Below are 12,167 nucleotides of genomic sequence, written 5' to 3' on the forward strand. Positions count from 1 at the left end.
ATGATGCGCGCGATGGTGATGGTGCTGACGGGTGTGATGGCGATCATGATGAACGCCGCGGTGCGGGCGTCGGACAACTGGCCCGATTTTCGCGGGCCGGGGCACATGGGCATCGTCGACGCGACGGACCTGCCGCTGACATGGAGCGAGAGCGAGAACGTCAAGTGGAAGACGGCGATTCACGGGAAGGCGTGGTCATCGCCGGTTATCTGGGGCGATCAGATTTGGATGACGACGGCCGACCCGGCAGGGCATGAGCGCTACGCCGTCTGCGTCGATCGAAATACGGGAAAGATCGTGCATGACATGAAGCTGTTCGAGGTGGCGGAACCGCAATTCTGCCATGACTTCAACAGCTATGCCTCGCCGTCGCCGGTCATCGAAGCGGGGCGGGTGTACGTGACGTTCGGCTCCGCCGGCACGGCCTGCATCGATACGGCGACGGGCAAAGTGCTCTGGACGCAGCGCGACCTTTACTGCAATCACTTCCGCGGCGCGGGGGCGTCGCCGATTCTTTTTGAGAATCTGCTGATTCTGCCCTTTGACGGCAGCGACTACCAGTTCATCTGCGCGATGGACAAGAACACGGGTAAGGTCGTGTGGAAGACGAATCGCTCGGTGGACTTCGGCGACCTGGAGCCGAGCGGCAAGCCCAAGGGTGATGGCGATTTCCGCAAGGGTTTCGCCACGCCGCTGATCGCGGCGCTCGATGGTAAGCCGGTGCTGTTGAGCCCGGCTTCGAAGGCCGGTTACGCCTACGACCCGCGCACGGGCGAAGAGCTTTGGCGCATCGAGGAAAAGTCGAATCACTCGGCCAGCTCGCGCCCGGTGGCGGGTAACGGACTGGCCTACTTCTGCACGGGACTGGCGCGCGGGCAGCTCTGGGCCGTGCGGCCGGGCGGGAGCGGGGTGGTCAATGACACGAATGTGGTGTGGAAAGTCCTGCGCGGCGTGCCGAAGAAGCCGTCGCCGCTGCTTGTCGACGGGCTCATTTACATGTGCGAAGACAGCGGCGTGCTGACGTGCCTCGACGCCATGACCGGACAGGAAATATGGAAGGATCGCATCGACGGGACGTACTCCGCCTCGCCGATCTATGCGGCGGGTCGCATCTATTTCTTTGAAGAACATGGCAAGACGACGGTCATCGAAGCGGGCAAAACATTCAAGAAACTCGCTGAAAACACACTGGACGACGGGTTCATGGCGTCGCCCGCCGTCGTGGACAACGCGCTGTACCTGCGGACGCGCACGCATCTGTATCGGATCGAGAAATGATGAATCATTTGTACGGCCTGCGGCGGCCGATGCTCGCCGCGCTCATGTTGTGCATCACCCTGACAGCCCGCGCGACGGAACTACATGTCGCGCCCGACGGCAACGATCAGGCGACGGGATCAGCCGACGCGCCGCTGGCGACGCTCGAAGCGGCGCGCGATCGTGTGCGGGCTCAGCGCAAAGCGCGACAGATCAGCGACGCGGTGACAATCATCGTGCATGGCGGTCTGTATCGATGCATGACAAGTTTCGAACTGAAGCGCGAAGATGGCGGGACGGAGGCGGCGCCGGTCACGTATCGCGCGGCAAACAACGAGAAGCCGGTGTTCTGCGGCGGCGTGGTGCTGGTCGGATTTGAACCGGTGACGGACGAAGCGGTGACGTCGCGGCTCGATCCGGCGGCGCGGGAGCATGTGCGCGTCGTCGATCTGGCGAAGTTCGGTGTTAAGGACTTCGGCGCCATTGGCGCGACGGGTTTCGGGCGCGGCGCGACGATGTGGCCGGAGTTGTTCTTCGACGGTCAGGTGATGACGCTGGCGCGCTATCCGAATGCCGGGTGGCTGGGCGCGGTAAAGGGTTCGGGCGGCGAGCCCGGCGATCAGTTCACGTACCCGGGCGATCGGCCGGCGCGATGGAAGGCGGAGCCGGATGCGTGGGTGTACGGGTACTGGCGACACGATTGGGCGGATCAGTATCTTCCGATCAAGTCGATCGACACCGAAGCGAAAACGATCATCACGGGAGTAAGTCACGACTACGGCATGAAGACGGGCGCACGCTTCATCGGTTACAACCTGCTCTGTGAATTGGACGCGCCGGGCGAGTGGTACCTGGATCGCGGGACGGGGAAGTTGTACTTCTGGCCGCCGAAGGGGTCGGGCGAGGTGATGCTGTCGGTGATGGATGGTCCGATGATTTCAATGCGCGGCGCATCGCACGTCACGATCGAGGGACTGACGATCGAAGCGACGCGCGGGTCGGGGATCATCGTGCGCGACGGCGAGAATGTGGCGGTCCACCGATGCACCGTGCGGAACGTCGGCGATGTCGGCGTGGCGATCGAAGGCGGAAGGAACGATCGCGTCGAAGCGTGCGAGATCGGCGGCGTCGGGGGGACCGGACTGATTCTGTCGGGGGGGAATCGCAAGACGCTCGAGAGCGGGGGACATGTGGCGATCGGCAATCACATCCACGATTTCGGGCGCGTGCAGCGGACGTATCGGCCGGGCATTGCGATGCACGGTGTGGGGCTGCGCGTGGCGAACAATCTGATTCATGACGGGCCGCACGCGGGGATTCTTTACGGCGGGAACGATCAGGTGATCGAGTTCAACGAGATTCATCACGTCGTGCTCGATTCGGACGATGCGGGCGCGATCTACACGGGGCGGGACTGGACCGCGCGGGGTCATGTCATCCGTTACAACTACCTGCACGACTGCGGGCCGACTGCGGCGCCGGCGGTGGAGATACCCGATGAGCCGGGCATCCTCAAGGGGACCGGCCGCTCGTTTGGTGCAAGTCTGATCTATCACGACGACACCGCGCCGGGCATCACGGTGGAGGGCAACATTCTGGCGGGCGGGGATCGGGGCATGCTCATCGGCGGCGGACGCGACAACATCACGCGCAACAACATCTTCATCGGCTGCCGGACGGGCATCTGGATCGACGCCCGCGGACGCGGATGGGCCAGCGAATATATCAAACCCGGCGGCGGGTGGGGCATGTATGAGAAACTCGACGCGATGCGCATAACCGAGCCGCCGTACAGCGAACGCTATCCGACGCTGGCGACGATCAAGGATCACGATCCGGCGTCACCTTTGGGCAATGTCATCGAGCACAACGTGTTCGTGAATGTCAAAGACTGGCTGACGCTGCACGGCGTCAAGGAAGAAGAAGTCGCCATCGCCGACAACGCGCCGGAGATCGAGATGGCGGAGACGGCGGGACGGACGCCGATGGACATGGCTGTGAAGCTCGACCCGGCGATGCTGGAGCGCCTTCATTTTGAGGCGATTCCGTTCGATCGCATCGGCCTGCCGCGCGAACCATAGGGCGGGATCATCGCGGATATCGATCTGTTTCATCATCACCGTGGCGCGATTTGCCGTGAGGAAAACATTTAGCATTTAGCCTAAATCTGATATGGGATACTTTGTCATCGCCGCGCGGTTGGTTGGCGCTTGGGGTGTCGGTGGGGGGCGGAGGCGGGGATTGAGGTCAGGCGATGGGGGCGGGCATGCCGAAGGTGCGGTAGAGGATGTAGCCGATGTAGGCGACGAGGAGCAGAAGGCCTTCGAAGCGGCTGACGATGTTTTTGCCGATGAAGGCGATAGGTAGCAGGGCGAAACTCAGGAGGGCCAGGGCGATGAGGTCGGTGAAGCCGCCGACGGGGATGGCGACGGGGTGCGCGGTGGCGGTGATGGAAAGGACGAAGAGGATATTGAAGATGTTGGATCCGACGACGTTGCCGATGGCGATGTCTGCGTGGCCGCGGCGGGCGGCCATGATGCTCGTGGCCAGTTCGGGGAGACTGGTGCCGAGGGCGACGATGGTGAGTCCGATGAGGGTCTGCGAGATGCCGACGGCCTCGGCGATGTAGACGGCGGCGTCGACGGTGAGTTTGCCGCCGGCGCTGACGGCGACGAGTCCGCCGACCAGGAGCAGGAGCGAGAGCCCCATCGAGGCGGGCTTTTCGGTCTGTTCTATCTCGCTGGACATTTGAGCGAGATATTTGTCGGAACGCTGGCGGAGGGCTTCGCTGATGGTGTAGTAGAGGAAGACGCCGAATAGCATCAGAAGGAGGAGTCCCTCGGCGCGGTCGATTTCGTTGACGGCGGCAGCGGAGCGGAGGTATGTGTCGAGGCCCATGATGAAGAGGGCGACAGTGGCCAGGAGCATCATGGGGATTTCGCGGATGGCGATGGTGTGTTTGATCGTCAGCGGGGTGATGAGTGCGGCGGCGCCGAGGATGAGGCCGATGTTGGCGATGTTGGACCCGACGATGTTGCCGAAGCTGACATCGCTGTTGCCCTGAAGCGCGGCGAAGAGGTTGACGGCGAGTTCGGGGGCGCTGGTACCGAATGCGACGACGGTCAGGCCGATCAGGAGCGTTGAGACACCGAGGAGTCGCGCGGCCCCGATCGCGCCACGGACGAGGATGTCGCCGCCGGCGATGAGGAGTGCAAGACCGGCGATAAGGAGGATGATTTGGAGGGGCATGGGATGATTGTACGGCGCGGAGGAGAGGGGAGCGCGGGGAAGCAGAAGAAGCGCGGGGCGATGCCCTGCCGCCAAACGGGGGCGCGTTGGAGCGTCAGACTTTGAGTTCGACGCGCTGGTTGAGGGCGGGGGCGTAGCGGGCGCGAATGGGGGCGACGACTTCGGCGAGGAAGGCGTCGACCTGTTGGGGAGCGCGGCCGATGAAGCGCGAGCCGTCGAGTTCGGCGGCGAGGTCGATACCTGCGAAGTCCGGCTCGGCGGCGAGGCGGGTGAGCAGATCATTATCAGCGCCTTCGCTCTTGACGCGTTCGGCGGCGGCCTGGCTGTGTACTCGTATCACTTCATGCACGTGTTGCCGATCCGCGCCGCGGCGCACGGCGGCCATGAGCAGGTTTTCCGTCGCCATGAACGGCAGTTCCCTCGCTAGATTCGCCGTGACGGTCTGCTCATACACGACGATGCCGCCGGCGACGTTGTTGACGAGGTCCAGCACGCCGTCGAGCGCAAGGAACGGCTCGGGCAGTGTGAGGCGACGGCACGAGGAGTCATCGAGCGTCCGCTCCATCCACTGCTCGGCGGCAGTGACGAAGGGCGTCTGCGTCATGCCCATCACAAAACGCGACAGCCCGCAGATGCGCTCGCAGCGCATCGGATTGCGCTTGTACGCCATGGCGGACGAGCCGATCTGATCTTTCTCGAAGGGCTCTTCAAGCTCCTTGCGATTGGCGAGAAGGCGAAGATCGGTGGCGAACTTGGCGCACGCGGCGGCGACGGCGGCGAGCGAGGATTGCACCATCGCATCGACAAGGCGCGGATACGTCTGCCCCGTCACGGCGAAGCGCCGGTCGATGGGCCAGCCCATCTTCCGCGTCACGCGCTCGTCGAGCGCGTCCACCTTGTTGTGATCATCGTCGAAGAGCGAAAGGAAGGACGCCTGCGTGCCGGTCGTACCTTTGACGCCGCGGAAGCGCAGCGTCGCGAGGCGGTGCTCGATTTCCTCGAGCGCCAGCACCATGTCATGCGCCCATAACGTCGCGCGCTTGCCGACGGTCGTCGGCTGAGCGGGCTGATAGTGAGTGAACGCCAACGTGGGCAGGTCGCGGTATTTTTCGGCGAAGGCCGCGAGCTTGTCGATGGCGGCGGCGAGCTTGGCGGCGATGAGGTTCAACGCATCACGGATCTGCAATAGCTCGGTGTTACAGACGACGAACTGACTGGTCGCGCCGAGGTGAATGATCGGACGGGCGAGCGGGGCGACGTCGCCGAGCGCGTGCACATGCGCCATCACATCGTGGCGCAGCTTCTTCTCATATGAAGCGGCGGCGGCGAAGTCGATGTCGTCCAGATGCTCGCGCAACTGGGCGATCTGCTCATTGGTGATGGACAGGCCCAGCTCGCGCTCGGACTCGGCAAGGGCGAGCCAGAGGCGGCGCCAGGTGGAGAATTTGCGCTGCGGGCTCCAGATGGCCTGCATCGCGGCAGAGGCGTTGCGGGATGCGAGCGGGGATTGGTAGGTGTTGGCGTCGTTCATGGCGAGTCAGCAGACTTTTTGGGGGGCAGAAGTTCTGGAACCATTGACCGGTCAAATGGTCCAATGAGCAAATGATGCACATTTTTTCGACTGCGGACCGATGCTTTATCGGGCCTGTCGTCCGGTTTGGCTTGCATCCGTGCGTCCGACCGGTGATATTACCCTAACTCCGCTCACCCCGAAACTTGAGAGAATGATCGAGCATGGCGTCGCACCCGATTCTCAGCCCCGAACGCGAACGACAACTCGTGGACCAGGTCCAACGAGGCGATCGGGGGGCGTTGGGCGAGCTTCTTGGGGCGTATCACAAGCGCGTGTACCATGTGATCTTGCGCATGGTTTCGAACACCGAGGATGCGGCGGATCTGACACAGGAAGTGCTCCTGCGGGCGATCAAGCACGCGGACCATTTCAAGGGCGAGGCGAAGTTTTCGACATGGCTCCTGCGGATCGCTATGAATTTGGCGATCAGTCACTTACGACGGAGCCGAGTGCGTCAGGCGGTGAGTCTGGAGCATGAGATCGCCGGGGGGGCGGATCAGGCGACGCCGCTCAAGAATCTGATCTCACAACAACGGGAACAAACGCCCGCACACGGCGTCGAAACACAAGAGCAGCTTGCCCATCTGGCCCAGGCACTGGACCAGTTGGATCCATCGTTGCGTAGTGTCATACTGCTGCGAGACTTACAGGGAATGGACTACCAGCAGATCGCCGAAGTGCTCTCTGTGCCGCTGGGGACGGTCAAGAGCCGCCTGTTTCGGGCAAGATTGGCATTGCGGTCTGCACTGGACGGTAAATTAAGTGCCTCCGTGGCACAGGATGATTTGGACAATGGCTGATTCGTACGACGAGATTCTGCTTCTGGGGTACATCGAAGGCGACCTGTCGCCGGCGGAGCGGTCGCGTGTCGAGCAGTGGCTCGCGGCGGACGCCCGGCTTGCTCAGTTGGTGGCGCAGATGCAGCGGGACCGTGCCGCCGTCGCCGCCATGCCCGATCCGCACACGCCCGACTGGCTCATGGACGAAGTCGATCGGCAGCTTGAACGCGCGATGCTCGTGGAGTTCAATCTGGGTCAGTCGCACAAGGTTTCGCTGGCGCAGCGTCACATCATGCGTCGCATCGTGCTGGGTACGGCCCTGGCGGCGATGTTGATGATCGTGGCGGGCGTGGTGATTTCCTCACTGCTGGATGTCGGGCCGACGAGTTTTTCGTTCAAGCCGGACAAGAAGAAGGCCGGCAGCGACACGGTGGCGGTCAAGCCGACGGTGCCGGAGAAACCCGAAACGCCCGTCAAGCCGGATGTGCCGGAGAAGCTCGACACGCCGGTTGCAAATGAAAAGCCCGTCACACCGTCGCCGAATCTGAGCGTGAATCCGTCAATCACGGAGCCGACGGTTGTTGAGATTCCGCCGGGTCCGCCGGATGAGAAGCCGGTCATTGAATTGCCGATGCCGACGCCCGCGCCGACGGTTGCCGAGAAGCCGACGCCGCTCGCGCCCGACAAGACACCGGGGGCGACGCCTGAGCCGGTGCCGGGTGTATACGGCGGCGACACGTTGCCGATGCGCAAGGATCTGTTGCCCGATCCGCCTCAGAAGATCAAGCCGGTCAAACCAGTCACGCCGGGATCGCCGGGCGATGAGTTGCCGGAAGCGCGCGTTGATGGCGATGATCCGACTTACACGGCTCGTCAGATTCGGCTCCAGCCGTCGCTGGCGGAGCAGATGGAGATGCGTGTGGTGACGCGCGATCCGGCCGCGACGATCACACAGCTTCGCAAGCTTGTCAAGAGTCTCGCCACCGATGACGCCACGTCGTCTGAACCCGGGCCGGGTCGTTATGAGATGAAGCTTGCCGCCGAGCAGCTTCCGCGCGTCGTCGCCGAATTGCAGGCCAGCACACTCAATACGAAGGTTCAAATCCGCAAGCGCAATCTGCTGTCGGTCGGTCAGGTGCCCGATGGGCAGGGCAAGGGCGATGATGTGGCGAAGGCAATTTCGCAAGTGATGCCGGGCGTGAAGATCTGGCCGTCGATGGTGCCGGATTATGCGTCGATCCTGCGTCAGCAGTTGCCGGTCGAGCAGCCCAAGGCCGAGGACAAGGACAAGCCGGCGGACTTGGAGGTGACGCTGCCGGTCATCATCGACGCCGCGCCCAGGCCGATCAACGACAAGTCGGACCGCTGATTTCTCGCAACTATAGATGCGACTTCCCAGACGGGGGGACTTCGGCCCCACCGCCGGGTACACTCATGCCGGCGTTGGTTTGAGCCGATTGTAACGATTGCAAGGAGGTCGCATGCCCGTGGATAAGTACGACACGCTGTCGAAAGACGCATGGCGGATGTTCCGCATCATCGGCGAATTCGTCGACGGATTCGAGATGATGAGCGAGATCGGGCCAAGCGTCACGGTCTTCGGTTCGGCACGCACGAAACCCGACGACCCCATGTATCAGAAAGCCGTCGCTTGCGGCCGCCTGCTCACCGAAGCGGGCTTCGCGACGATCACCGGCGGGGGTCCGGGCATCATGGAAGCCGCCAACCGCGGCGCTTACGAAGCCAAGGGCACCAGCGTCGGCCTCAACATCACCCTGCCCATGGAGCAGGAGCCCAACCCCTATCAGACCCACGAAGTCGTCTTCCGCTACTTCTTCGTCCGCAAGGTGATGTTCGTCAAATACGCCAGCGCCTTCATCATCTTCCCCGGCGGGTTCGGCACGCTCGACGAATTCTTCGAGGCCATGACGCTCATTCAGACCCACAAAATCAGCCCGTTCCCCGTGGTCTGCATCGGCACGCATTTCTGGTCCGGCCTCGTCGACTGGATTCAGCAGACGCTCGCCAACGAATATCGCACCATTTCGCCCGATGACGTGCGCCGGTTCCATGTCACCGACGACATCGACGAAGCCGTCGAACTCATCACCAAGTGCTACAACGATCAATGCTGGCTGGGCCCGGCGCCGCAGATCGTGCCCGACTTCGCCGCCGAGCGGACGGGCGAGGGCACCATCGAAGGCATTCCGCCGCATATGCGGCAGTTCGGCCCCGGTCGTCAGCCCACGCGCGAGCAGCGCCGTCAGCTCAAGCCCTATCCGCCGCGCGGATGACCGCATCGTCGATTGTGTTATCTTTTAGGGGATGAGATTGCGTCTCTCGCGTATCGCCGCTGTGATCCTTCCCGCAGTCGTCACCGGCCTGCACATTGTCGCATTGATCGAGCTTGAGCCCCTGCTGATCTACTTCGGATTCGACATCCGGGATCAGGCGCTGATCATTCTTCAACGCATCATCGAAACGGGCATGGGGCTGAGTCTGGCCTGGCTCGGTTGCGCGCTCATCGACGCCTTCTTCTGGCACATGCTCGTCGAAGCTCGCACGGGGCAGCCCGCCCCGCGGCTTCTCGTCGCCATCATGCGCGTCCTGATCGTCGCACTGGCCATCAGCATCATCGTCGCACAGGTTTTCGATCAACCGCTCACCGGCGTCCTCGTCAGCTCCGGCGTCGTCGGCATCGTGCTCGGCTTCGCCCTTCAGCGCACCATTAACGACCTGTTCTCCGGCATCGCGCTGAACGTCGAACGCGCCTTCCGCATCGGCGATTGGATCGAAGTCGATGGCGCGGTCGGACGCGTGGTGGAGATCAACTGGCGCGCGACCCACCTCGTCCGTCTCGATCAGGTCACGGTCGTTTTGCCCAACAGCTACATCGCCGAGCGGCAACTGCTCAACTACGACAAGCCGCAACATCACTTCCGCGCGGGTCTGAAAATCGGGCTCGAATACGGCGTGCCGGTGGGGGACGCCAAGCGCGTGCTGCTCGGTGCGGTGCGAGCGGCCGAAGGCGTTCTCGAATCGCCTTCGCCCGATGTGCTGCTCTACGAATTCGGCGCTGACGGCGTGCTTTACGAGTTGCGATTCTTCATCAGCAGCTATGCGCGGAAGCACGAAGTGATCGACTTGGTGGCGATGAGCGTCAGCCGACACTTGTATCAGGCGGGCATGAGCGTGCCATTCCCGAAGCGCGATGTGTACTTTGCCCAGATGCCGCCGCGCGAGATCGACCGGCGAAAGGACCGCGCCGAACTGCTCAGCCGCATCGATCTGTTCACGGGGCTGACCGGCGACGAAATTCATCGGCTCGTGCAGGGGCTCAAGGAACGTCACTACAACGGGGCGCAGCACGTCGTGCATCAGGGCGATGCGGGGTCTACGCTGTTTCTCGTGGTCGACGGCCTTCTGGAAGTGCGCGTCGACGCCAATGGTCGGCCGCGCAAAGTGGCGCAGCTCGAACCCGGGCAGTTCTTCGGCGAAATGTCGATGCTCACCGGCGAGCCGCGGTCCGCGTCTGTCGTAGCGGTCACGGATGCGACGCTTTACGAACTGGACCGTGATGTGCTCACGCCGATTCTTCAGGCCCGTCCCGAATTCGCGCAGACGCTCTCCCGTGTGCTCGCCGAGCGGCGGAGCCACACGCAGACCCGCCTTCAGCAGTTCGACACGCCCGCCGCCGTCGATGCCCGCCGCACGCTCGCCGCCGACTTTCTCAAACGGATTCAGGGCTTCTTTGGCCTCAACGAATCCCCGCGTTAAACCGACAATATCTCCAGCGGCGCTCGCGATACATCCGCACCTCCAATGAGCTAAAATGACACGCTATGGCTGACCACGCTTTCCAACAGTGCATTCACCCCGACTGCGGCGCGACCTATGGTGTGGACCAGGTGTTGGTGTCCTGTCCGTCATGCGGGAGTCTTTTGGATGTCCGCTACGACTGGGATCGCCTGCCGCGCCCGACGTGGGACTTTTTCGAGCACCGATGGATGACGCGCGGCGAACATGGCACCGGCCGGCTCGACTTTTCCGGCGTGTGGCGCTTCCGCGAGCTGATGCCGTTCTATCGCAATCGCGATCAGATCGTCACCATCGGCGAAGGCCGCACGAACTTGCAGGATGCCCGCCGCCTCGCCAAAGAGCTGGGCATGACCCCCGGGCATCTGCACCTTCAGTACGAAGGGCTCAACCCGACTGGCTCGTTCAAAGACAACGGCATGACCGCGGCGTTCACGCACGCCCGCATGGTCGGCGCCGACAAAGTCGCCTGCGCATCCACCGGCAACACGAGCGCCTCGCTGGCGATGTTCGCCGACATGGCCGGATTCAAGGGCGTCGTCTTCATCGGCTCCGGAAAAATCGCCTACGGCAAACTTTCGCAGGCGCTGGACTATGGCGCGCTGACATTACAGGTGCAGGGCGATTTCGACGCGTGCCTCAAGCGCGTCAAGCAGATCGCCACCGAGATGCCGCAGCTTGGCATTTACCTGATGAACTCGGTCAATCCCTTCCGACTCGAAGGTCAGAAGGCGATTATGTACCGTGTGCTTGAAGCGCGGAACTGGGCGGTGCCCGACTGGATCATCGTGCCCGGCGGAAACCTCGGCAACTGCTCGGCGTTCGGCAAAGCGTTCATGGAGCTCAAGGAACTGGAGCTCATCGATCGCATCCCGCGGCTCGCCGTCATTCAGGCCGCCGGAGCGAATCCGCTGCACACGCTTTTCAATGAGCGCGGCGTGCGATGGAACGGCGGGCGATGGGACAAGAGCGCGCGCGACAAGCTGTACAACGAATACGATGCGCAGGGCATCAAGGCGAACACGATCGCCAGCGCCATCGAGATCGGCCGGCCCGTCAACCTCAGCAAGGCGCTGCGGGCGCTGGAGGTCATGGACGGCGTCGTGCGACAGGTCGACGACGAGACGATCCTCGAGCACAAGGCAATGGTCGGGCGCTACGGGTTCGGCTGCGAGCCCGCCTCTGCCGCGTCCGTCGCCGGGGCGCACATGCTCCGGCAGGAAGGCGTGATCGCGGCGGACGATGATGTGGTCTGCATTCTGACGGGTCACCAGCTCAAAGACCCGGATGCGACGGTCAAGTATCACACCGGCATCGACATGAAAGCCGTGCAGGACGCCGCCCCGCAGCACGAGCCGCACGGCCGGCTGGCCAACCCGCCGATTCCCGTGCCCGATGATCTGGCCGCCATCGTCGAAGCCCTCGGCGGCGACCCGTCGCTTGTCACGGCGATGCAGAAGTAAAATTCAACGGCGGGGCTTGCCCCGCCGCTG

9 protein-coding genes are annotated in these 12,167 nt (G+C 63.1%); 7 read left to right on the plus strand and 2 right to left on the minus strand.

All coding sequences use genetic code 11. The features are described 5' to 3' along the window. Nucleotides 1-18: 18 nt before the first annotated feature. Together GC162_09375 and GC162_09380 are read left to right on the plus strand one after the other, a co-directional pair. Nucleotides 19-1,278: a PQQ-binding-like beta-propeller repeat protein gene (locus GC162_09375; protein ID MBI1368848.1), complete on the plus strand. Its 1,260-nt coding sequence runs from the start codon at nucleotides 19-21 to the stop codon at nucleotides 1,276-1,278. Next, nucleotides 1,275-3,338, plus strand: coding sequence for a hypothetical protein (locus GC162_09380; GenBank protein MBI1368849.1), 2,064 nt, complete (start codon nucleotides 1,275-1,277; stop codon nucleotides 3,336-3,338). Before GC162_09375 ends, GC162_09380 begins: the two co-directional genes overlap by 4 nt. Before the next feature lie 166 nt (nucleotides 3,339-3,504). On the opposite strand, the gene GC162_09385 is transcribed toward GC162_09380, so the two are convergent. Both GC162_09385 and GC162_09390 read right to left on the minus strand, forming a co-directional pair. Further along, nucleotides 3,505-4,506 (minus strand): calcium/sodium antiporter, encoded by a 1,002-nt coding sequence (locus GC162_09385; GenBank protein ID MBI1368850.1) that lies wholly within the window; start codon nucleotides 4,504-4,506, stop codon nucleotides 3,505-3,507. A 94-nt stretch (nucleotides 4,507-4,600) separates the two neighbouring features. Continuing rightward, on the minus strand, nucleotides 4,601-6,037 hold the full coding sequence (locus GC162_09390) for an adenylosuccinate lyase (GenBank protein MBI1368851.1): 1,437 nt from the start codon (nucleotides 6,035-6,037) through the stop codon (nucleotides 4,601-4,603). A gap of 203 nt (nucleotides 6,038-6,240) precedes the next feature. On the opposite strand from GC162_09390, the gene GC162_09395 reads away from it, so the two are divergent. From GC162_09395 to thrC, 5 genes are all read left to right on the plus strand, one after another. Next, a complete protein-coding gene (locus tag GC162_09395) occupies nucleotides 6,241-6,879 on the plus strand; it encodes a sigma-70 family RNA polymerase sigma factor (protein ID MBI1368852.1) in 639 nt (212 codons plus the stop codon). Then, nucleotides 6,872-8,227 (plus strand): hypothetical protein, encoded by a 1,356-nt coding sequence (locus GC162_09400; protein ID MBI1368853.1) that lies wholly within the window; start codon nucleotides 6,872-6,874, stop codon nucleotides 8,225-8,227. Before GC162_09395 ends, GC162_09400 begins: the two co-directional genes overlap by 8 nt. 112 nt (nucleotides 8,228-8,339) lie before the next feature. Then, entirely contained in the window at nucleotides 8,340-9,152 is an 813-nt protein-coding gene (locus tag GC162_09405) for a TIGR00730 family Rossman fold protein (GenBank protein ID MBI1368854.1), read from the plus strand. 31 nt (nucleotides 9,153-9,183) lie between these two features. Further along, nucleotides 9,184-10,635, plus strand: coding sequence for a mechanosensitive ion channel (locus GC162_09410; protein ID MBI1368855.1), 1,452 nt, complete (start codon nucleotides 9,184-9,186; stop codon nucleotides 10,633-10,635). Nucleotides 10,636-10,700: 65 nt separating this feature from the next. Then, nucleotides 10,701-12,137 (plus strand): threonine synthase, encoded by a 1,437-nt coding sequence (thrC, locus tag GC162_09415; protein ID MBI1368856.1) that lies wholly within the window; start codon nucleotides 10,701-10,703, stop codon nucleotides 12,135-12,137. The last annotated feature ends 30 nt before the right edge of the window (nucleotides 12,138-12,167 follow it).

It is taken from the genome of Planctomycetota bacterium, assembly GCA_016125255.1.
Taxonomy (GTDB): Bacteria; Planctomycetota; Phycisphaerae; order Phycisphaerales; family Zrk34; genus RI-421.